Raw genomic sequence first — 21,583 nt, 5'->3', positions numbered from 1 at the left:
CGAAACGACCGGCACAGAAGGCTCCTGCCACTGGCTTCCATTTCTGCCCCCGCCGACCGGACGCCGCAACACCAGGTGGCGCCACCGTCGCGGTCCGCGCGCGGCGTCGTCCCCGTCCGTGCGTGGCGCTGCCGCCGGCGTCCGCCCGTGGCGCCGCCGCCTCCATCGGCGGCGACACCGCCGGGCCGCCTGTACGCGCCGACGCCGTCCGCCTGCCGCGCCGCCGCGGTCCGCCTGCCGCGGCGTCGCCGTGCGTACGCAGCGCGCGGCGGACCGTCCTGGGTGAACCTGGTCTCAGACGCGAGGGGGGCACCCGAGTCCACGAGGAGCCCCCATGCACCCGGAGCCCCCCACCGCGGCGGCGGGACCGCCCGGCGCCCTGCGCGGCTGGCTGGACGCGCTCGCGGTCGTCCTCGCCGGGCTCGCCGCGATGGCGGCCGTCGCCGCGCTCGGCCTCTGGGCGGCCGGCGCCGACGCGCTGCCGGGCGGCGGCTTCCCGTCGGTCCTGGCCGCCACGCTGGCGCTGGCCGTCGGCGGCACCGTCCAACTCGACGGGGGCGCCGGCTTCTTCGCCCACGTGGACGCGGGCATCACCGCGATGCCGCTGACCGTCGGCCTGACCGGCGCGCTGGTCATGACCGAGGTGTTCCTGCGCCAGCTGCGGTTCCGGGCCGTCGCCCACGGCGGTGAACTGCTCGGCCGGGTCGCCCGGACGGCGGCCGTCTGGGTGGTGGCGCTCGCGCTGCTCACCGTCGGTGCCCAGCACACGTTCGCCGTCCCGCTCGGCAACGACCTCGTCGAGCAGCTCGGCGGCGCCCTCGGCCTGGCCCCCGAGGTCGGCTTCCACGCCGAGGCGGTGAGCACCGTCGGCCTCGGGCTGCTCTGGTTGCTGGTCGTCCTGGCGGCCGCCTTCGCGGTCTCCCGCCGGGCGCCGCTGCCGAGGGCCCTGGTGCCGTTCCAGCAGGCCGTCCGCCCGGCCGCGTTCGCGATGCTGCTGGTGCTGCTCGCCTATGTGGCGATCGGGGTGGTGGCGGGCCTGCTGACCGCCGCCGTGCACGACAACGCGCGGGAGACGATGGCCGTGCTCCTGCTGGCCCTGCCCAACCTGGTCTGGATGGCCTTCGGCGTCGGGCTCGGCGCCGAGTGGCACGGACACCTGGCCGGCGCGGTGGGTCTTCCGGTGCCGAAGTCGCTGGCCGCGGTGCTCCGCGCACCGGACGGCCAGGAGGCCACCGTCAGCCTCGGCACCCTCGCGGAGCAGGACGCCCGCGCCTGGTGGCTGCTGCCGCTGGCCGCCGTGCTGATGCTCGCGGCCGGGTTCCTCACCGCGTACCGCTCGCCGCGTGGTGTCCGGGTCTGGCGGCACGCCGTCCGGCTGGGCGCGGCGGCGGCCGTCACGATGCTGCTGGTGGGCGTCTGGACCCGGGTCTCGGCCGACTACGGGCTCTCGGTGCTGGGCGTCGGCGTCGGCGAGGGCGGGCTCGGCGACCTCCTCGGGTCCGTCCTCGGCGGGAGCAACCCGCTGGCCGGCCTCGGCGGCGGCTCGCTCTCGCTCAGCGCCCAGCTCTGGGTGGCCGTCCCGCTGGCGGCGGGGTGGGGTCTGGTGGCGGGGTGGCTGGGCGGCCTGCTGGCGGCGGGGCTGGGGCGGCCCGGCGAGGTGAAGGGTCCCTAGCGCTGCCCGGGTCGGAGCGGGTCGGTTCGGAGCGGGTCGGTTCGGAGCGGGTCGGTTCGGAGCAGCTCGGAGAACGGAACGGCTCAGAACAGGTCGGCGATCAGGACCATCGCCGGGGGGACCGCCTGGCCGAGGGCCCCGCGCCAGAGCCTGGGCTCGGAGACGAAGAGCGTGATCCCGCCGGCGATCATGAACGCGCTGACGTAGGTGATCAGCGCGCGGCCGGTCGTCGCGTGCCCGGTGTGCAGGGCGGTGACCCCGGCGGCGAGGCCGAGCGCGAGGAACAGGTTGTAGAAGCCGACGTTGAAGCGCCAGAGCCGGACCTCGGGCGCGTCCGCCGTGCTGCCGGTGAGCAGGTAGCGGACCCGTGGATGCCCGTAGAGGAAGCTCTCCAGCGGCCACACGATCACGTGGATCGCTGCGGCGAGCAGGGCGAAGAGCTGGCTGGCGGCGTTCATGAGGGCTCCGCGTTCGGGGGAGGGGCTCGGGCCGGGCGGGTTCAGTGCTGCGGCGGGCGGACGACCGGGGCCGCCCAGGGCGGGGGCTCGGGGACGACGGGCGGTTCGGTCGGACCGGCCGAGCCGACGACCGGGACGACCTGGGTCGCCGGGCCGCCCGACCGCCACGCCTCGCCGGGCCCGGCGCCGGCGCCGGCGGCGATCGCGGCCCGCAGTTCGGCGACGAACTGGAGGCAGTCGGCGTACCGCTGTTCGGGGGCCTTGGCGAGCGACCTGGCCACCACGGCGTCCACGGCGGCGGACAGGTCGGGGCGGTGGTCGCGCAGGGTGGGCGGCGGGTCGTTGAGGTGGGCCCAGAGCAGCGCGAGATCGCTCTCGCGACGGAACGGCGGCGCCCCGGCCAGCATCTCGAACACCACGCAGCCCAGGCCGTACTGGTCGCAGCGGCCGTCCAGCGGCCGGCCGGAGATCTGCTCGGGCGCGGCGTAGTCCAGGGTGCCGACGATCTGGCCGACGCTGGTCAGCCCGCTGAGCGAGAGCGACTTCTTGGTCAGCCCGAAGTCGGCCAGGTAGAGGTGTTCGGGGTGTTCACTGTCCGTCCCGGCGGCGACCAGCACGTTGCCGGGCTTCACGTCCCGGTGGACCAGGTCGCGGTCGTGCGCGGCGTCCAGGGCCGAGGCGATCTGCAGCGCCAGCCGGGCGGCCCGCTCGGCCGCGAACGGGCCGCCGCGGTTCATCAGGCCGCGCAGGTCGCCGCCCTGGACGTAGCGCATCGCGATGAACAGGATGCCGTCGGCCTCGCCGGCCTGGAACACCGGGATGATGTGCGGATGGTCGATCGCGGCGGCGGCCTCCGACTCGTGCATGAACCGCTGCCGGAACACCTCGTTGCGGGCGAGCTCGGGCGCCAGCAGCTTCACCGCCACCGTCCGGCCCAGCCGCAGGTCCTTGGCCCGGTAGACGACCGCCATGCCGCCCCGCCCGATCTCGGCCTCCAGCCGGTAGCCGGCCACCTGGCGCCCGACCATGCCGGACGGCAGGCTGGGGGAGCTCTCCGGCTCGCGCCGGGCACGAGCGGACTCCGTGCCGGGCAGGTGCGTACTGTCACCGGATTCGGCGCGGCGGGGCTCCGTGCCACCGGGCTTTGCGTCGCCGGGCTCCGTGCCGCCGGGGCTCGCGTCGCCGGGTTCGGCGCGGCGGGGCTCCGTGCCACCGTGCTCCGTGCCACCGGGCTCCGCCTCGCCGGGTTCGGGGTGGCGCGGGTTCGCGTCGTCCGGCCGGTCCGGGGGGATCACGGCTCACCCGTCCGGGTCGGCTCGTACGCGCCGGGCGGGGCGGGCGGCGCCGCCCGTGGGCGCCCGGCGACCGCGTAGGTCTGGAGCTGGAGGCCGTCGCAGTAGCACCAGCGGTCGTGTACCGGGTCGAACACCCAGAGCTCCTCGCCGTCGATGACCAGCCCGATCCGCAGGCCGCGTGACCGGTCCCGGAACGTCTCCAGGTCGCTGCTGCCGGCGGCGAGGTCCTCCAGCAGGGAGCGGTAGCGGGCCAGGGCCCCCTCGGCCTCGGCCAGCGCCGGGCGCGGGTCGGCCGTGCGGGCGGCCGGGCCGAGGGCACCCGGCGGCGCCTCGGGGAGGGAGACCAGGAGCCGGCCGTCCACCCAGGTGGACCAGCCGTTGGAGCAGAGCACCTGCCCCCAGTCGCCCTGCCGGCCGATCAGCCGGACCGGCAGCAGTGGGTCCAGCGGGGTGGAGGGACGGCCCGGGTCCGGCGCCGCCCAGGTGGCCATCCCGCCCGGCGGGGCGACATGGGTCGGGCGGAACTCGAACTCGTCCATGGGCGGCTGCCTGTCTCCCGGCTGCTTGTCGCAGGGCTGCTTCCGGTGTTCCCGATGCTCGCGCTACTTGCGCATGATCGCCGGCTCCTGCCGGCGCAGCAGTGCCAGCACGGCGACGCCCAGCACCGCCGAGAGGCCCACCAGCATGCCCATGCAGCGCAGCCAGCGGGTGCGGTCGGGGCGGAACAGCGGGTCGGCGGTGATGGCGGTCGGGAAGACCGTGTGCAGGTCGATGGTCTGGGCCATGGCGGCCAGACCCCAGCGCGACGGCACCAGCCAGGCGAACTGCTCCAGACCGGGAACCCCGTGCAGCTTCAGCATGGCGCCGCTGAAGACGATCTGCACCACCGAGAGGAGCACCAGCATCGGCATGGTGGCCTCCTCCTTGCGGACCAGCGCCGAGACCAGCAGGCCGAGCATCATCGCCGAGAAGGAGAGCAGCGCCACGGCCAGGATCAGCTCTGCCAGCGGCGGCAGCACGACGCCGCTGTGCACCTGCACCCCCGTGGCCAGCCTGGGGCTGAGCTCGACCCCGGCGAGGCCGACGGTGGTCAGCACGCCCGCCTGCACCACCGTGATCGTGCCGAGCACCACCACCTTGGAGACCAGGTACGCCGATCTGGAGAGCCCGACCACCCGTTCGCGCTGGTAGATCGGTCGTTCCTTGACGATCTCGCGGACGGCGTTGGCGGAGCCGGTGAGCAGCCCGCCGATGCAGAGCGTGAGCACCACGTTGATGGCGTTCTCGGAGGTGATCCGGGAGCCGGCCATGGCGCGGCACATGACGCCGATGATGAACGGCAGGGCGATCATCACGGTGAGGAAGAGCCGGTCGGCGGCCAGCACGGCGGTGTAGCGGCGGACCAGGGTGGCCAGTTGGGAGGACCAGCCCTGGGGCTTCTCCGGGCCGATCGGGCTCCCGCCGGCCGCGGCGGCGTACGGGGCCGGGACGGCCGGCAGCGCGCCGGCGGCCACGTACCGCTGGTACTGCGGGGACTCCCGGAACCGGTGCTGCAAGGCGGCGTGGTCCTCGCTCTCGAAGGCCTCGAAGGCCTCCGGCCACTCGGTGTAGCCGAAGAACTCCAGCGCCTCGTCGGGCGGGCCGTAGTAGGCGGTCCGGCCGCCGGGAGCCAGCACCAGCAGCCGATCGCAGACGGACAGGCTCAGCACGCTGTGGGTGACCACGACGACCGTGCGGCCGTCGTCGGCGAGGCCGCGCAGCATCGTCATGACCGAGCGCTCCATGCCCGGGTCGAGGCCGGAGGTCGGCTCGTCGAGGAAGAGCAGCGAGGGCTTGGTGAGCAGCTCCAGGGCGACGCTGACGCGTTTGCGCTGGCCGCCGGAGAGGCTGGAGATCACCAGGTCGGCCCGGCTCTCCAGGCCGAGTTCGCGGATCACCTCGTCGACCCGGGCCTCGCGTTCCTCCTTGCTGGTGTCGCCGGGGAACCGTAATTCGGCCGCGTAGGAGAGGGCGCGGCGGACGGTGAGCTGGGTGTGCAGGATGTCGTCCTGCGGCACCAGGCCGATCCGGCGCCGCAGTTCGGCGTAGTCGCGGTAGAGGTCGCGACCGTCGTAGAGGACGGTGCCCTCGTCGGCGGGGCGCAGCCCGGTCAGGGCGTTGAGCAGGGTGGACTTTCCGGCGCCGCTCGGCCCGGCCACCGCGAGCAGGGCCTTCTCGGCGAGCGGGAAGCCCACGCCGTCGAGCAGCACCCGGTGGTCGGGGCCGACCCGGACCACCAGGCCCTGGACGTTGAGCGAGATCTCGCCGGTGTCGGTGTACTCGACCAGTTCGTCGCCGGACAGGCAGAGCGCGGAGTGGCCGATGCCGACGATGTCGGCCGGGCCGACGGGGGCCCGGTCCACCGGACGGCCGTTGAGGTAGGTGCCGTTGTGGCTGGACAGGTCGACGATCTCGTGGCCGCCGTCGGGGAGGGTGCGCAACTCCGCGTGGTGGCGGGAGACCACCAGGTCGTCCAGGACGAGGTCGTTGTCGCCCGCCCGGCCGATCCGCACCGTCCGGCCCGGCAACCGGATGATCGCGCTGGGTGCGCGGAAGACGCCCGAGGCCTGCGGGGCGATCAACGACGGCCGCTCGCCGACGGCGGGCGCGGGCAGGCCGGCGAAGCTCGCGGCCGGGCCGTCGGCCGGATCGCCGAACCGCAGCCGGGTGCCCGGGCCGACGTCCTCCTGCCGGATCCGGCGGCCGTCGGTGAAGGTGCCGTTGGTGCTGCCGACGTCCTCCAGGAGCCAGTGGCCGGCGGCGGCGCGCAGCACGGCGTGGTGCCAGGAGACCCGGGGGTCGTCCAGGACGATCTCGCTGGTCGGGTCGCGGCCGACGTGGTAGGCCCGGCCCGGGTCGATCAGCTGCGAGTCCGAGTCGGTGACGAGTACCAGTGGCGGCGCGTCGGGTGCGCCTGCGCGCTCTCCCATGCCTGGGATTCTAGTCCGGACGGGCGGGCGCAGCAGGGCGGGAGCGTGGTGTGCCCCGTGGCGGGCACGGCGGTGTGCCCTGTGGCGGGCACCGCGTGGGGGCGGTGGCGGGACCGAAAAATTGGACTGGACCACTGGATCGGCGCCGGGCCGCTGCCCTATCGTTCGGGGTGCCGCCCCGCCGTCCGTGGGTGCCGCCCTGTCATTTGCTGTGCACGACTTCTAGCGAGCCCCGGGGATGGACACATGAGCGTCTGGCCGCAGTTGCGCGACTCCCGGCTCGTCCGGGCCGGCCGGGCCCCCGGGACGGTCCTGCGCTGCGGGCTGATGGACACCATGCTGGCCGACCTCTCCGTCTCGGTCGTCCTCTTCTTCGAGCAGTCACTGGACGAGGACCGGCTCGCCGCCGGGCTGGCCCTGGCGCTGGAGCGGGTCCCCGTGTTCGCCGGGCGGCTGCGCACCGTCGACGGCGCACTGGAGGTGGTCTGCGACGACTCCGGTGTCCCGGTGGACGGTTACGACGTCGACGGCACCCTTGCCGAGGCGATGGGCCGGCTCACCTCGGCCGGCGGGCGACTCGTCGACCCGGTGGACGCCCCCGCCGCGCGGGCCGGCGGCGTCCCGCTGCTGACCGTGCGGCTCACCCGGCCCTCCGCCGGCGGCACCGTGCTCGGCTGCTCCTGGCACCACGCGATCGGCGACCTGCAGAGCTTCATGCTGCTGATGCACGCCTGGTCCGCCGCGGTCGAGGGCGAGGAGCTTCCCGAGGCCGAGCTGATCGAGGATCAGGACGCCATGCTCGACTGGGTGCTGCCTGCCGAGGACTGCGGCCGGCCGGGATTCCGGCTGCCCTCGCCGGTCGAGGCCGCCGCCCTGGCCCGCGAGGTGGCGGCCGGGCCCCGCGCCAATCGGACCGTCCAGATCTACTTCGGCGACGACGAAATCGCCCGGATGCGTGCGGACTTCGAGAAGGAGGTGGGTCGGCGGCTCTCCTCGGGCGATGCGATCTGTGCCCATGTCGTCTCGGTCGTCCGCGAGTTGGACGGCGACCGGGAGGAGCGCCGGCTGACCGTCCCGGTCAACGCGCGCCGCCCGCTCGGCCTGCCGGCGTCCCTGGTGGGCAACCTGCTCAGCGAGGTCCACCTCGCGCAGGTACCGGAGGACGGGCCGGCCGCACTCGCCGCCGCCCTCCGGTCGGCGGTCGAGGACTTCACCGGGGAGCACCTCAACCTCCGCTCCAACCTGGCCTTCCTGGAGTCGCTCGGGCGCGACCGGCTGCGCGACTGCGTGCCGCTCGGCTTCGACCCGCAGCGGCGCCGGTTCAGCTTCTCCAACTGGAGCCGGTTCGGGGCGTACCGGATCCGGTTCCAGGGCTGCCGGCCGGTGTTCTTCAGCCCGGCCGCCAACTACCCGCTGCCGTGGGTCTCCTGGACGGTCGAGGGCTTCCACGGCACCGGGCTGCTCACCACCGTCGTGCTCCCGGCCCGGCTGGCCGCCCGGCTGCGCGGCGCCGAGGGGCGGGCGGAGCTGCACCGCCACCGCGACCCGGCGGACGTGCTGCCGGCGGTGGCCGCCACGGTGCCCAAGGTGCTCTGAAAGGTGCTCCGAGCGGCGTCGGGAGGCGTGCCGGGTGGCGCCCGGAGGCCCGGGGCGCGCCGGAGGGGGACGGCCGCCGCCCGGCCGTCCCCCTCCGCCTTCCCGGTCGGATCAGGCCGGGAAGGCCTCCTCGATCGCCGTCCAGAGCTGCACCCGGGCCCGCAGGGCGAGGCGGACGGTCTCCGCGCAGGCGGCCCACTTGGCGTCGTCGTCGCCGTTGAGGTCGATCAGCATCTGCATCGCCATCGGCGTGTGCTGCTCGCCGTCCACCTCGATGTGCCGGGCGAGGTAGTCCTTGAAGACGGTCAGCGCGCCGTCCGGGTCCTCGATCTTGATGACCTGCGCGAACATGTCGGGGATGAGGTCCTCGCGGCCGAACGCGAAGGCGGCCGCGCGGCAGTGGACCGGGGCGTTCTCGATGATCTCCCAGGTGGTCGAGGTGAAGTCCACGGCGGCCTGCGGCACCCCGGCGCCCTTGAGCGCCTCGGGCACCGCGGTGCCCGAGCGCAGCAGCCCCAGGAAGTCCTCGACCGGCTTCGGGTCGGCGCCGGCCTGCCGCATGCCCTCGACGTACAGCTCGAAGTGGCTGGTGTAGCCCTCGCCGAGCTCGTCGCTCTCCTCCACCAGGACGATCTCGTTGATCAGCCGGCGGCTGGCGGTCGGCCCGTTCGGGACCCACGGCACCTCGACGCTCGTCAGCTCGCGCTGGAGGCTCTTGAGCAGTGACATGAAGTCCCAGACCGCGAAGACGTGCCGGTCCAGGAAGGTGCGGACCCGCCCGATGCTGTTGAGGCCGCCGTAGACGGTGTGGCCGACGACCTCGCGGCGCAGCGGGTCGATGGCCTGCTGGAGGCTGCTCAGGCCGGGGTGAGAACGGTCCCAGTGGTAGCGGTTGGTGGACATGTGGGGCTCCTTACGGGGGAAGGGGGTGCGGGGTGGGGCGGGCTACTTCATGACGGCGCGCAGGGCGTGCCGCAGCTGTTCCCGGCCGGGCTGGAGGGCGCGGTCGAGGGCGGGGGCGAAGGGGAGCACCGCGCCGTCCGGGCGGGTGACCCGGCGCGGCGGGACGGTCAGCCGCATCTCCTCGGCGGCGGTGGCCAGCACCTCGGCGCCGATGCCGCAGCTGCGGTTGGAGTCGTCGACGACCACCAGCCGGCCGGTGCGATCCAGCGAGGCGGCCAGCGCCTCCCAGTCGAAGGGGTGGAGGGTGCGGGGGTCGAGCACCTCGACGGAGATCTCGTCGGCCAGTTCCCCGGCGACCGCCAGTGCGTCGTGCACCAGGTGGCCGACGGCGACCAGGGTGACGTCGGTGCCCTCCCGGTGCACGCGCGCCGAGCCGAGCGGGATCGGCGCCAGCTCCCAGGTGACCGTCTCGCGGACGGGCAGCGCCGCGGCGGGCGCGAACACGATGACCGGGTCGGGGTCGCGGACGGCCGAGCGGAGCAGACCGTAGGCGTCGGTCGGGGTGGCGGGCACGACGGTCTTCACCCCGGCGTGTGCGAACAGGCTGTACGGGTGGTCGGAGTGCTGGCCGGCCCAGCCGTCCCGGGAGCCGGAGCCCGGTACCAGGCAGGTCAGCGGGACGCCCGCCTGGCCGCCGGTCATCAGGGAGAACTTGTGGGCCTGGTTGACGAGTTGCTCGAAGACGAGGAAGAGCAGCGAGGGGATCTGGAACTCCAGCACCGGGCGGTGGCCGGCCAGGGCCGCACCGATCGCCATCGCGGTGAAGGCCTGTTCGGAGAGCGGGGTGTCGACGATCCGCTCCGGTCCGAAGCGGTCGAGCAGCCCGAGGGTCGGACCGGCCAGGCCGGCGCCGATGTCCTCGCCGAAGACGCAGACCGCGGGGTCGGCGGCGAGTTCGTCGGCCAGTGCCCGGTTGAGCGCCTTGGTGTAGGAGAGCCTGGTCATCCCACCGCCCCCGCCCGCGGCTGCCGCCCGTCGGCGTACAGGTACGTCAACGCGCCTGCCGGGTCCGGGTGTTCGGAGGCGAGTGCGAATCGCTCGGCCTCCGCGAGCTCGGCGGCCACCTCGGCGTCCAGTTCGGCCGCGCGGGCGTCGCCGATCGCGGCGGCGGCCCGGGGGAGCGGGTCGCGGGTGCGCCAGGCGTCCACCTCCTCCGCCGTGCGGTAGTGCAGCTTCATCCGCCGCTCCATGGTGTGGTGGCCCTCGAAACGGTAGGTGCGGCACTCCAGGAAGCCGGGGCCGCCGCCGGTGCGCGCCCGGTGCACGGCCTCCTCGGCCGCCGCCCGGACGGCCTCGGTGTCCATCCCGTCGACCGTCACCGCCGGGATGCCGAAGGCGGCGGCGCGGCCGACGGCGCTGCCGGCGACCGCGGTGGCGGCGGGCAGCGTGGTCGCGTAGCCGTTGTTCTCGCAGACGAAGACCACCGGCGCCCGCCACATCGCGGCCAGGTTGAGCGACTCCAGCAGCACGCCCTGGTTGAGCGCTCCGTCGCCGAAGAAGGAGACCGCCACCGTGCCGTCGCCGGCCTGCCGGGCCGCCCAGGCGGCGCCGACCGCGATCGGTGCGCCGGCGCCGACGATGCCGTTGGCGCCCAGGATGCCCAGCGAGAGGTCGGCGGCGTGCATCGAGCCGCCCCGTCCCTGGTTCAACCCGTCGACACGGCCAGCCAGTTCGGCCAGCAGCCGGTGCGGCTCGGCGCCCCGGGCGAGCACGTGGCCGTGGCCGCGGTGGGTGGAGGTGAGCCGGTCGCCGGGGCCCAGCGCGGCGCAGACGCCGACCGCGACGGCCTCCTGCCCGATGTAGGGGTGGATGCCGCCGGTGATCACCCCTGACTTCACCAGGCGGAGCGCCAGCTCCTCGAAGCCCCGGATCAGCCGCAGCATCCGGTACCGCTGCCCGGGGGTACCGAGAGGGGCGATGGGGGCGGGTGGCGCGACGGGCGTCCGGGTCCGGGCCGTCACCGTGCTCCCCGCCAGAGCGTCGGGCAGATGTCCGGGTCGGCGTAGTCGGGACGGCCGTCGGCGGTGCGGCGGACCACCACGTCGTGGTTGTAGACCACCGTGCCGCCGTCCGGCCGGGTGGCCCTGCGGTACGTGTTGGCGCCGTCCTGGAGGTGCAGCGAGACCGCCCGACGGGGCGTGGCGGCGAGGTTGGGGCCGCTGCCGTGATAGGTGCGGCAGTGGTGGAAGCTCACGTGCCCGCGCGGGATCGGCATCGGCACCTTGCGGACCTGCTGCCCGTTGAAGCGGGCGTTCTCCGCGAGGAGCTCCTCCAGCTCGGACCGGTCGCGGTGGGCGAAGTGCCGGGTGGAGTCCTCGCCGGAGTCCAGCTCGCGCCAGCGGTGACTGCCGTCGATCATGGTGATGGTGCCGTTCTCCTCGTGGCAGTCGTGGAACGGCAGGAACGCGGTGAGCATCCGCTCGGAGGAGGAGGTCTGCCAGTAGTGCTTGTCGAAGTGCCAGGGCACCTGGTTGCTCGGCTCCTCGGGGACCGGCGGCTTGTAGATCAGCGTCGCCTGGAAGACCCGGATCTCCTCGGCCTCGGCGAGCAGTGCGGCGACGGCGCCGAGCAGTGGCTTGCGCAGGATCGCGCCGATCGCGTCGCTCTCGAAGTGCACGTAGTCGTTGTGCCGCTGGACCGGGCCGTGCGAGGGCTCCCAGGAGGCCAGGTGCGGTGGGCGGACGGGCAGTTGGCGGTTCCGGTGGCCTTCGTAGTACTTCTCGGTGGCGGCCTGGAGCGTGTCCAGCTCCTCGTCGCTGAACAGCCGGCGGGAGAGGTACCAGCCGTGTTCGAGGTAGCCGGCCACCTCCTCGGGGGTGGGCAGCAGTGCGCTCTCGGCCTCGGTGAGCTGGAACTCCGTCGCAGTGGTCATGAGTTGTGGCCTCCTTCGGGCGGGTCGGGGGTGGTTCAGGCGGAGGCGACGGCGTTCTGGCGCTCGACGGCCTCGTACAGCGCCTTGATGTTGGCGGTGCCGAAGGTGCCCGCGCCCTGGCGTTCGATCAGCTCCAGGAAGTACGTCCGGCGCGGGTGGGTGGAGCGGGCGAAGATCTGGAACAGCTGCCCGCCGTGGTCCTGGTCGACCAGCACGTCGAGTTCGCGCAGCGTCCCGACCGGGATGGCCGTGCCGCCGAGCCGCTCGGCCAGCGCGTCGTAGTAGGCGCCCGGGGTGCTGAGGAACTCCACGCCGCGGCCGCGGATGGTCCGGACGGCGGTGGCGATGTCGTCGGTGCGGAAGGCCAGGTGCTGGACGCCGGCGCCGCCGTGGTCGGCGAGGAAGGTGTCGATCTGGCCGGGGCGGCGGCCGGTGTCGGGCTCGATCAGGGTGAAGGTGACCTCGCCGGAGGCGCTCTGCACGACGCTGGAGTCCATCGCCTGCTCGCCGACCTCGATGTACTCGCCGAAGATCCGGTGCAGGCCGAGCGCGGCCTCGCAGAACCGCACAGCGGGCTCCAGCTCGCCGGCCGGGACGCAGATCGCGGCGTGGTCGAGGGCGTCCAGCAGGGTGCCGGTGCCGGTGCCGGTGGCGGACCGGGCCCCGGCCGAGCCATGACCGCTCTGCGGTTCCTGCCCGGCCTGCGGCTCCGGCCCGGTCTCCGGCGGCTGGGGCACGAACCGCAGGGCCAGGTCGCCGAAGCCGGCCACCAGCCGGCCGGCGCGGTCCAGCACGCGGGCGCCGTGCCGCTCGGCGCGCTCCAGCGAGGCCTGCGGGTCGGTGCAGCCGAGCGCGATGACCGCGACGCCGTCGCCGTGCCGGGCGACGTAGTCGGCGACCGGGTGGGCGGGGTCGGCGGCCGAGAGCAGGCGCAGTCGGATGCCACCCTGGCGCAGGTGGACGGCGCGCACGCCGCCGGGTGCGGTCGCTCCGGGCCCCTCGGATACGGCCCGCTCGGCGCCGGACTCGCGGGCGACGGACTCCTCCGGGCCGGACTCCTCGGGCGTGAAGCCGAAGTCGGCGCAGAGGTCGGCCGCGGCCTTGTCGGCGTCCGCGCAATGGAACTCGACATGGGTGATGGACTGGATGGGCAACGGGATCTCCCCGGAAGTGGCGAAGGACGAGTGGCTGGGTGCGTGGTCGGGGCACGACACGGCCGAACACGGCCGGTCCGGGTGCTAGTCGGCGGACCTGGCCGACCTGGTGGACGCCGGGCCGAAGACCAGGCTCACGTTGTGGCCGCCGAAGGCGAAGGCGTTGCTCAGGGCGGCCCGCAGCGGAACGGACCGGGCGCCGCCCCGGACGTGGTCGAGCGCGCAGGCCGGGTCGGGATCGGTGAGGTTCACCGTCGGCGGCAGCACGCCCCGGGCCACCGCGAGCGCGGTGACGGCAGCCTCCAACGCCCCTGCCGCGCCCAGCAGATGACCGGTGGCGCCCTTGGTGGAGCTGACCGCGGGTCCGTGCTCGCCGAAGACGGCGCGCAGTGCGGCGGTCTCGGCGACGTCCCCCAGCTTGGTGCCGGTGCCGTGCGCGTTGACGTAGCCGATGTCGGACGGCGCCAGGCCCGCGTAGGCGAGCGCGGAGCGCATCGCGTCGGCGGCGCCCTCGCCGTCCGGGCGCGGCATCGTCGGGTGGTGGGCGTCGGTGGACGCCCCCCAGCCGGTGAGGTCGGCGTAGCCGGCCGCCCCGCGGGCGTCCGCGTGCCCGGCCCGCTCCAGCACCAGCACGGCGCTTCCCTCGCCCAGCACGAAGCCGTTGCGGCGGGCGTCGAACGGCCGGCTGGCCTGCGCCGGGTCGTCCCAACCGGACGACAGGGCACGGGCGTTGGTGAAAGCGGAGGCGATCGTCGGGTGAAGGGAGGACTCGCTGCCGCCGCAGACCACCACGTCGGCGTCGCCGGCCCGGATCAGCCGCAGCCCCTCGGCGACGGCCTGGGCACCGGCCGCGCAGGCCGTCACGATCGCCGAACTGAAGCCCCGGATACCGTGCTTGATGGCGATCCGGGCGGTGGCCATGTTGGAGAGCATGCCGGGCAGCAGGTACGGGGTGACGCCGGGCCGGCCGCGCTCCAGCCGGCGGTGCGACTGCTGCTCGAAGGTCTCCAGCCCGCCGCCGCCGGTGGCCAGCACGACGGCGGTGCGGTGCGGGTCGGCGTCCCGGCCGACGACCAGGCCGGCGTCGGCGAGCGCGTCGTCGGCGGCTGCCAGGGCGAGCAGCACGAACCGGTCCACGCAGCGGGTCTCGGTCGGTGGCAGCACCTCGCGCCCGTCCACGGCCGGGGCGAGCCCGGCGGCGGTGAGCCAGCCGTGCGCGGCGTGGCCCTCCGGCAGGGCGCGGATGCCGGAGCGGCCGGCGGCCAGCGCCCCGAAGACCTCGGCGGACGTGCGGCCGACCGGCGTGACCAGGCCGATGCCGGTGACCACGGCGGCCGGCCGGCCGCTGTCGTGGCCCGTCACCGGCCGGTCACCGATTCGAGGTGGCGCTGGCGCAGCAGCACCTTGCGGACCTTGCCGGTCGGGCCGAGCGGGATGTCGTCGCCGGTCACCACCAGCACCTGGCGGACGGTGGCCGCGGCGGCCTCGTCGAGTGCGGAGGTGACCGCCTTGGTGCGGTCGGCCGACGGGTCGGCGCCCGGGGCCAGGACCAGCAGCACGTCGGTGACCACCTGCCCGCCGGCCCGTACCGCGACCACCGTGCAGTCCGCCACGTCGGGGCAGGCGGCCAGCACGCGTTCCTCCGACATGGCGGTGAACAGCCGCTTGCCGCTGCCGAGTTCGACCGAGTCGACGAGCCGGTCCACGTGGTAGTAGTAGCCCTCCTCGTCGCGGTACATCAGGTCGCCGGTGAGGAAGCGGCCGCGGAGCCTGGTCCGGAAGGTGGTGGCCGAGTCGTTCCAGTAGCCGAGCGCCAGGGTGGGGGAGGAGGTGGCGAGTTCGCCGACCTCGCCCGGCCCGAGCGGCTCGCCGTCCGCTCCGACGACCTCGCAGTCGACGAAGGCGTGCGGGCGGCCGACGCAGCGGCCGTACCGCTCGGTACCGGGGCCGTGGGTGATGAAGAAGTGCGAGTGGCCCATCTCGGTGGAGCCGAGGCCGTCGACGAACAGCGAACCGGGCAGGCGGACCCGGCCCTCCCGGGTCACCGACTCGCGGCTGCCGGCCGCGATCAGCCGCCGGATGTGCACCTCGTGGGCGCAGTCGCCGGTGTTCCACCAGAGCGCGACCGACGCCAACTCCCGTGCGGACAAGTCGTGATGGGCCAGCTCGGCCCAGGTGGCGGCGAAGCCGATCACCCCGGTGGGCCGCCAGTCCTCGATTGCGTCCAGCACCCCGGCCCCCGACTGCCGGGAGAGCACGGCGAGTCGGGTGTGGGAGCTGAGCGCCAGGTTGAGGGCGATCAGGGTGGCCGCGTGCGGCGCGGGCAGTGCGCTGAGCATCCGGTCCTGCCCCTGCGGGCGGGGCAGCCGGAGGCGGTGCCGGATCGCCGCGTACAGGCTCGCGTGCGAGTGGACGACGGCCTTGGGCATCCCGGTGGTGCCGGAGGAGTGGGTGATCGCCACCGGGTCGCCCGACCAGTGCCGGTAGGGCGCGGGCGCGGCCTCCGGGTCACCCGCGCCGAGCGTGGAGATCTCCGGGAACGCCGGCGCACCGGCGTCGTGTCCGGCCAGTGCGGCCAGGTGCGCCGGGTCGGCGAGGATGCCGACCGGCCCCAGCCTGGCGATGTAGCGGGCGGCGCGCTCACCGTCGAGGTTGGGATTGAGCAGTGCCGGGATGGCGCCGAGCCGGGCGAGCGCGAGGAAGGCGAGCACGTGCTCGGCGGCGTCGGACGCGTACACCACCACCGGGTCGCGGCGGCCGACGCCGAGCGCGTGCAGCGCGGCGGCGCGGGCCCGGACGGCGCGGTCCAGCTCGTGCAGGGTGAAGGGCTGCCAGGCGGCGTGGTCGTCCACCGGGGTGTCGAAGGTCAGCAGCGGTTCGTCCAGGCCGGGGCCCAGGGCCAGCCGGCTGGACAGGACGTTGCCGGCGCCGACGTCCGGGTCGTCCGCCAGGAGGGTGCGGATACTGCGGATGCTCACGGTGGTGGATCCTTCCCATGGTGCTGGGCGTACTGCGGCGGGACGCGGCGTGCGGGGCCGCTCGCGCGGGTGCGGGGTGACGGTGTGCGCTCGGGTGGTGCTGCTGTGCGCCCGGGTGACGGCGGCGCGGCCGGGGGCAGTGGTGTGGCGGTGCTCTCGGGTGACGGTGGTCCCGGGTGACGGTGGTGCGGGGTGCTGCGTGCGGTCAGGCGGTGGTGACGAGGACGGCGACGGCCCGGTCCGTGCCGGTCCTGCCGTCGTCCGGTCCGGTGGCCGCCTGCCCGGAGGCATGGCCCGGTTCGGAGGCGCCCGGTTCGGCGGCGTCGGCCGGTTCGGTGCTGCCCGGTTCGGAGGTGTCGGCGCGTTCGCCGGGGCCGGGGTCGGCCTGTTCCGCGGCGACGATCAGGACGTGGTCGGCGTCGCCGTCCGCGAGGAGCAGGGCGGCGAGGTCGAGTGCGTCCTGCGGCAGCCCGCCCGGCGGCGCCTCCACCGGGCTGATCGCCACCACGGGCCCGGTCAGTCCCCAGCGGGCGGCGATGTGCCCGAGGACGGCGTTCGGGTTGGACTGGAAGAACAGCAGCGGAGGCACCCGCCGACCGGAGGACGCGGCCTCGTCGATGGCCCGGGCGGTGGCGCGGTCGCCGCTGGCGCTGGCCAGCAGCAGGGCGGTCCGGCCGGGCGCCGGGGCGGCGCCGTGGCGGGCGCGCAGGCAGCGCTCGGCGGCCTCGGCGACCAGCGGGTTGAAGGAGGAGGCGGAGAAGCCGGGGACCGGGGGCAGCCGGTCGGGCAGGTCGGGGTCGGCGCGCTCGGGGTCCGGCCAGCGGGCCTGGGAGAGGATGCGCAGCTCGGTCATCGGGCGGCCACCAGGAGTGCGGTGTTGGCGCCGCCGAACGCGGAGTTGAGGGTGAGCGCGTAGCGCGGCCCGGCGGTGCGCGGGCCGTCGAGGACGAGGTCGAGGCCGACGTCCGGGTCCGGGCCGAGCCAGCCGGCGTTGACCGGCAGTCTGCCGTCGCTCAACGTGGCTATGGTGACGGCCAGTTCGAGGAGTGCGGAGGCCTCCAGGGCGTGGCCGTGGACGGACTTGCTGGAGCTCACCGGCAGCCGTTCGGCGTGCGCCCCGAAGACCCGGCGCAGGGCACTCGCCTCGGCCCGGTCGGCCAGTGGCGAGCCGGTGCCGTTGGCGTTGACGTAGCCGATCTCCGCCGGGCCGACGCCGGCCCGGGCGAGTGCGGCCTGGACGGCCCGCGCCGCGCCCCCGCCGTCCGGCTCGGGGCGGCAGACATGATGGGCGTCGCCGGTCCGGCCCCAGCCGGCCAGCCGGGCGAGCACGGTCGCGCCGCGCCGCTCGGCTGCGGGCTCGGCCTCGACGACCACGGCCGCCGCCGCGTCGCCGAGCAGGGTGCCGGTGCGGCCCGCGCTGAACGGGCGCAGCTCGCCGTCGCGGGAGAGCGCCCGGCCCGCGTCGAAGGCCGCGAAGACGCCCGGCTCGACCAGGTGCCCGGCCGCGACCAGCACCCGGGGGTGCCGCCCGGCGGCGACCAGCGCGGCGGCGTCGGCCACCGCGGTGCCGGCCGCGACGCAGGCACCGGTGTAGACCCGGGTGACGCCCGGGACCCCCCACACGGCGGCCGCCCCGGTGGCGACGGCCGTGGTGACCGCCCGGGTGCGCAGGTCGCTGTGGAGCGCGAGCAGGACGGGCATGCCCGGGTCGCCCGGGCCGGCGTCCCCGGTGGGATCGGCGAGTGCAGTGGCCCCGGCGTGCTCGGTGGCCCCGGCGGGCAGGCCGGCCTGGCGGCAGGCCTGGTCCACGGCGTCCAGTACGGCGTCGGCCAGCCCCGTCGGCTCGGGCAGCAGCGCGGCCCGGGTGGTGCGGCGGGCGGAGACGTCGAACCGGGTCACCGTGGTGAAGGCGGCCTTGCCGTGGGCGGCGGCCTCGGCGAGCGCGCCGAGCCCGGTGCCGGCCGCGCTGAGCACGCCGACACCGGTGACCACGGGCCGGACGGCGGTGCCGGTGACGGGCGGGGCGTGGCCGGTCATGACGGTGCGGCCCCGGGCGTCGCGGGAACGGGCGCGGCCGGCGCGCTCGCGGCGTCGGCCAGGACGGCGGCGCGGAGTACCGCGGTGGCGTCGTCCACGGTCCGGATCGCCTCGAAAGCTTCGTCGTCGAGGTCCGCTTCGATGCCGTAGCGCTGCTCGAACTCGGCGATCAGCCAGGTGAGTTCGAGTGATCCGAGCTCCTCGGGAACGGAGTCGGCGGCGCGCTGCCCGAACGCCGCCAGGATCTCCACCACCTCGGCCCGGTCGGGGAGGCCGGGGCCGGTCACGCCGGGCTGCCCGAGGTGGCCGTGGAAGCGGCGACGCGCTCGGCGACGTCGGCGGTGAACTGGTCCAGCGTCATCAGCGCGGTGCTCTCCATCTCGTCCAGGTCGAACTTGACCCCGAACTCGTCCTCGACCTGCACGGAGAGGTCGGCGAGGGCGAGCGACTCCAGGTCGAGCCCGGCCGGGCCGAGGTCGGTGTCGCCGGTGACCTCGGAGACGTCGTACTGCATCTCGGCCAGCGCGGCGAGGACGAACTCGCGGATGCGGTCCTGCATGGTGTGCTCCTTGGTGCCTGCACGCGGCGGCGCGTGCGGTTCGTCGGGGAATTCCGTTCGGGTGCGACGGGAGGGCCGCTCCGGTCCCGCGGTGAAGGTGCCGCGGGGACGGAGGGGTATTCGCGTCGGCCCGGCCGGGAAGGGCAATGCGGATACTGCGTTCGGGCGGGTGGGCGGACCGGGTTCGGCGGGGAACCGCGGTTCAGCGGGCGGCCGCCCGCAGGACGGCCGGGTCGCGCAGCAGCTTCCCGGTGGCGGTGCGCGGCAGCTGCGGCAGGAAGGCCAGCCGGCGGGGCCGCTTGTAGGCGGCGAGCTCCCGGACCAGCCGCTCCTGGACGAGCGTGTGGTCCGCACCGTCCTCGGCGGCGAGGTACGCCTCGATGGCGCCCTCGTCGAAGACCACCACGGCCTCGCGGACCTCCGGCAGGGCCGCCAGGGTCTGCTCGACCTCGGTGAGGTCCACCTTGAGCCCGCCGATCGAGACCTGCGAGTCCCGGCGGCCGAGCACGGTGACCAGCCCGGTGGCCGGCTCCAGGACCGCGGCGTCCCGGGTGTGCAGCCAGCCGTCCGACCAGCGGGTCGGGTCGTCCAGGCCGGGGTACGGCGAGGCGGCCGTCCCGATCTGCAACTCCCCGTCCACCAGCCGGAGGTCCATGCCGTCCACCGGCTGTTTGGCCGGGTGCAGTCGGCCGGTCAGGTCGGTGGCGATGACGCCGAGTTCGGTCATCCCGTACATGGTGCCCAGCGGGACGCCGTACGCCGCGGTGAAGGCGGCCGGCAGGCCCGGGCGGACCAGCTCCCCGGCCACCACCATCCGCCGCAGCCGGGGCAACGGGGGTGGCGAGGCCGCGCCGGCCAGCAGTTCGGCGTGGAAGGGGACGCCGATCACGGTGGTCGGCCGTTCCCGTTCCGCGGCGACGGCGGCGAGGATGCCCGCGGCCGTCATCCGGGCCGGCACGGTCAGCGGTGCGCGGGCGTGCAGGCTGTTCAGCAGTCCGCCGACCAGTCCGAGCACGTGCACCACCGAGGAGAGCAGCACCACCCGATCGCCCTCGCCCGGGAAGTCCACCAGCTTTCGGTAGCAGGTGAGTTCACGGACGAGGTCGCCGGCGGTGCGGGCGATGACCTTGGCCGGACCGGTGGATCCGGAGCTGAGCTGGACCAGCACGTGGCCGGTGGCCGCCGGTCGCCCGCCCGGCAGCCGGACGGCCACCGGATCGACCTCGGAGAAGCCGCGCAGCGCCGCCGAGGTCCGGTGCTCGGACCCTACCAGCACCTGCGGGGCCAGCCGTCCGACCGCGAGGTCGACCTCGTGGTCGGTCAGCCGGTGGTCCAGCAGGGCCACCTGGGCGCGCAGTTGCCAGCAGGCCAGCAGAGCGGCGACGAAGCCCAGTGAGGGCGGCAGCCGCAGTGCGGCCGTTCCGCCCGGCACCAGGCCGGCCGCGGCCAGCCGCTCGACCTGCTCGCCGACCAGGGCGCGCAGCGCGTCACGGTCGACGGGTGTGCCGAAGTGAAGGCACTCCTCGCCCCCGGGGCCGGCCAGCAGCAACCGTTCCACCCAGTGGTGGGGGGCGTCGGCGTGCGGCGGTGAAGAGGGCGGAAGTGATGAGAGGGAAATGCCGGTCAACGCCACTCCACGCAGTGAGGAGATTTGACATGGACGCCGTTCTCAACCAATACGGTCAATTCCGTTGCCAGACCTTTGCACAGACGATTGGTCAAATCAAGGTCTATACCAATCTGGTGCGGACCTCCTACGCTGCGGAACCGGGACTGGTCCGAGCGCGGCCGTCCGGGAGCGAGGATGCCCGTGGGACTGCTCACGCTGGCCGGGATCGAGCGCGCTGCACGCGCCCAACTTCCACCAGAAATATGGGACTTCATCGAGGGTGGCAGCGAAGCGGAACGCACCCTCGCGGGGAACCGGGAAATGTTCGGCCGCCACGCACTGCGGCCGCGCACGCTCGTCGACGTCTCCGCCTGCTCGACCGCCGTGCGGCTGCTCGGATCCGACCTCCAACTCCCGGTCGGGATTGCCCCGATGGCCTACCACCGGCTGGTCGATCCGGACGGCGAGACGGCGACCGCCCGGGCAGCCGGACGGGCCGGCGCGCTGCTCGTCGCCGGGATCTTCGCCAGCCGCACCCTCGAATCCATCGCCGCCGCGGCCACCGGGCCGCTCTGGCTCCAGCTCTACTGGCTGCGCCGCCGCGACGCGCTCGCCGCGCTGATCGAACGCGCCGAGGCGGCCGGCTTCACCGCCCTGATGCTGACCGTGGACGCCCCCCGGATAGGCCGGCGCCTGCGCGACCTGCGCAACGGGTTCGCCGTCCCGCCGCAGATCCGCGCCGTCAACCTCGACCCGGAGCTGATGGCCGCCAGCCACCGGGCCGGCGCCGGCTCCTCCGGCATCGCCGACCATGCGCTGGAACAGTTCGACCCCACCCTGACCTGGGCGGACCTGGCCTGGCTGCGCGAACGCACCCGCCTCCCGCTGGTCCTCAAGGGCGTTCTGACAGCCGAGGACGCCCGGCTCGCCGCCGAGCACGGGGTGGACGCCGTCGTGGTCTCCAACCACGGCGGCCGCCAGCTGGACGGCGCGCTGCCCGCCCTCGCCGCCCTCCCCGAGGTCGCCGCCGCCCTCCCGCCGGAGGTGCCGGCCCTGCTCGACGGCGGCGTCCGCACCGGCACCGACATCGCGGTCGCACTCGCCCTCGGCGCCCGCGCCGTGCTGGTCGGCCGCCCGGTGCTCTGGGGGCTCGCCACTGGGGGAGAGGACGGCGTGGCCCGCGTCCTCGGCCTGCTCCGCGACGAACTGGAGCACACGCTGGCCCTGTTGGGCCGCCCCATGCCCGCCGCCCTGGACCGCTCGGTCCTCGCACCCTGGCCCGTCTGACCACGGCCCGGCTGCCCGAAGGGCTGCCCGCCGAGGAGCGCGGCGCGCCCGATGAGCCGCCCGCCCGACGTCGCCTGCCCGACGCGCCGCCCGCGCCGATGCGCCGCCTGACGTGCCACCCGACCACAGCCCGA

At 74.9% G+C, this 21,583-nt stretch carries 19 protein-coding genes; 3 read left to right on the top strand and 16 right to left on the bottom strand.

From position 1 onward, the window contains the following. Positions 1–334: 334 nt before the first annotated feature. Positions 335–1,672, top strand: a complete 1,338-nt coding sequence (locus C2142_RS02420) for a streptophobe family protein (RefSeq protein ID WP_148640850.1) — start codon at positions 335–337, stop codon at positions 1,670–1,672. A gap of 83 nt (positions 1,673–1,755) precedes the next feature. Here the strand turns inward: C2142_RS02420 and C2142_RS02415 are convergent, their stop codons facing one another. The 4 genes from C2142_RS02415 to C2142_RS02400 all read right to left on the bottom strand — a co-directional run bounded on the left by C2142_RS02415 (position 1,756) and on the right by C2142_RS02400 (position 6,394). Beyond that, entirely contained in the window at positions 1,756–2,130 is a 375-nt protein-coding gene (locus tag C2142_RS02415) for a DUF1304 domain-containing protein (protein WP_148640849.1), read from the bottom strand. A gap of 41 nt (positions 2,131–2,171) precedes the next feature. Beyond that, complete coding sequence (locus C2142_RS02410; RefSeq protein ID WP_148640848.1) at positions 2,172–3,158, bottom strand: serine/threonine-protein kinase; 987 nt, start codon at positions 3,156–3,158, stop codon at positions 2,172–2,174. Between the two features lie 263 nt (positions 3,159–3,421). After that, complete coding sequence (locus C2142_RS02405; RefSeq protein WP_148640847.1) at positions 3,422–3,964, bottom strand: hypothetical protein; 543 nt, start codon at positions 3,962–3,964, stop codon at positions 3,422–3,424. A 63-nt stretch (positions 3,965–4,027) separates the two neighbouring features. Continuing rightward, positions 4,028–6,394, bottom strand: a complete 2,367-nt coding sequence (locus tag C2142_RS02400; RefSeq protein WP_148640846.1) for an FHA domain-containing protein — start codon at positions 6,392–6,394, stop codon at positions 4,028–4,030. Between the two features lie 246 nt (positions 6,395–6,640). Between C2142_RS02400 and C2142_RS02395 the strand changes: the two genes are divergently transcribed. After that, entirely contained in the window at positions 6,641–7,990 is a 1,350-nt protein-coding gene (locus C2142_RS02395) for an acyltransferase (RefSeq protein ID WP_148640845.1), read from the top strand. Between the two features lie 111 nt (positions 7,991–8,101). On the opposite strand, the gene C2142_RS02390 is transcribed toward C2142_RS02395, so the two are convergent. From C2142_RS02390 to C2142_RS02335, 12 genes are all read right to left on the bottom strand, one after another. Next, complete coding sequence (locus C2142_RS02390) at positions 8,102–8,893, bottom strand: DUF3050 domain-containing protein (RefSeq protein ID WP_148640844.1); 792 nt, start codon at positions 8,891–8,893, stop codon at positions 8,102–8,104. Between the two features lie 42 nt (positions 8,894–8,935). Further along, a complete protein-coding gene (locus C2142_RS02385; RefSeq protein ID WP_148640843.1) occupies positions 8,936–9,898 on the bottom strand; it encodes a transketolase C-terminal domain-containing protein in 963 nt (320 codons plus the stop codon). Further along, positions 9,895–10,914 carry a thiamine pyrophosphate-dependent dehydrogenase E1 component subunit alpha gene (locus C2142_RS02380; protein ID WP_241002327.1) on the bottom strand — a complete coding sequence of 340 codons (1,020 nt, stop codon included), beginning with the start codon at positions 10,912–10,914 and terminating at the stop codon, positions 9,895–9,897. The genes C2142_RS02385 and C2142_RS02380 overlap by 4 nt, the downstream gene beginning before the upstream one ends. Next, the gene (locus C2142_RS02375) at positions 10,911–11,825 is read right to left on the bottom strand and encodes a phytanoyl-CoA dioxygenase family protein (protein WP_148640842.1); all 915 of its coding nucleotides are present in this window, start codon (positions 11,823–11,825) and stop codon (positions 10,911–10,913) included. The genes C2142_RS02380 and C2142_RS02375 overlap by 4 nt, the downstream gene beginning before the upstream one ends. 35 nt (positions 11,826–11,860) lie before the next feature. Next, complete coding sequence (gene hppD, locus C2142_RS02370; protein ID WP_148640841.1) at positions 11,861–12,979, bottom strand: 4-hydroxyphenylpyruvate dioxygenase; 1,119 nt, start codon at positions 12,977–12,979, stop codon at positions 11,861–11,863. Between the two features lie 84 nt (positions 12,980–13,063). Next, the gene (locus tag C2142_RS02365; protein ID WP_148640840.1) at positions 13,064–14,341 is read right to left on the bottom strand and encodes a beta-ketoacyl-[acyl-carrier-protein] synthase family protein; all 1,278 of its coding nucleotides are present in this window, start codon (positions 14,339–14,341) and stop codon (positions 13,064–13,066) included. Beyond that, a complete protein-coding gene (locus C2142_RS02360) occupies positions 14,338–15,957 on the bottom strand; it encodes a class I adenylate-forming enzyme family protein (RefSeq protein ID WP_148640839.1) in 1,620 nt (539 codons plus the stop codon). The genes C2142_RS02365 and C2142_RS02360 overlap by 4 nt, the downstream gene beginning before the upstream one ends. Before the next feature lie 205 nt (positions 15,958–16,162). Then, positions 16,163–16,810 (bottom strand): beta-ketoacyl synthase N-terminal-like domain-containing protein, encoded by a 648-nt coding sequence (locus C2142_RS02355; RefSeq protein ID WP_194235748.1) that lies wholly within the window; start codon positions 16,808–16,810, stop codon positions 16,163–16,165. Next, a complete protein-coding gene (locus tag C2142_RS02350) occupies positions 16,807–17,994 on the bottom strand; it encodes a beta-ketoacyl synthase N-terminal-like domain-containing protein (protein WP_148640838.1) in 1,188 nt (395 codons plus the stop codon). Before C2142_RS02350 ends, C2142_RS02355 begins: the two co-directional genes overlap by 4 nt. Then, a complete protein-coding gene (locus tag C2142_RS02345) occupies positions 17,991–18,281 on the bottom strand; it encodes an acyl carrier protein (protein WP_148640837.1) in 291 nt (96 codons plus the stop codon). Before C2142_RS02345 ends, C2142_RS02350 begins: the two co-directional genes overlap by 4 nt. Next, positions 18,278–18,553, bottom strand: a complete 276-nt coding sequence (locus tag C2142_RS02340) for an acyl carrier protein (protein WP_148640836.1) — start codon at positions 18,551–18,553, stop codon at positions 18,278–18,280. The genes C2142_RS02345 and C2142_RS02340 overlap by 4 nt, the downstream gene beginning before the upstream one ends. Before the next feature lie 202 nt (positions 18,554–18,755). Beyond that, positions 18,756–20,180 carry a fatty acid--CoA ligase family protein gene (locus tag C2142_RS02335; RefSeq protein WP_241002326.1) on the bottom strand — a complete coding sequence of 475 codons (1,425 nt, stop codon included), beginning with the start codon at positions 20,178–20,180 and terminating at the stop codon, positions 18,756–18,758. Between the two features lie 177 nt (positions 20,181–20,357). On the opposite strand from C2142_RS02335, the gene C2142_RS02330 reads away from it, so the two are divergent. Further along, complete coding sequence (locus C2142_RS02330) at positions 20,358–21,449, top strand: alpha-hydroxy acid oxidase (protein WP_148640835.1); 1,092 nt, start codon at positions 20,358–20,360, stop codon at positions 21,447–21,449. Positions 21,450–21,583 lie beyond the last annotated feature (134 nt).

The sequence above is a fragment of the Streptomyces sp. CB01881 genome (assembly GCF_002953255.1).
GTDB lineage: Bacteria > Actinomycetota > Actinomycetes > Streptomycetales > Streptomycetaceae > Kitasatospora.
This window is presented reverse-complemented; position numbering and strand designations above follow the sequence as displayed.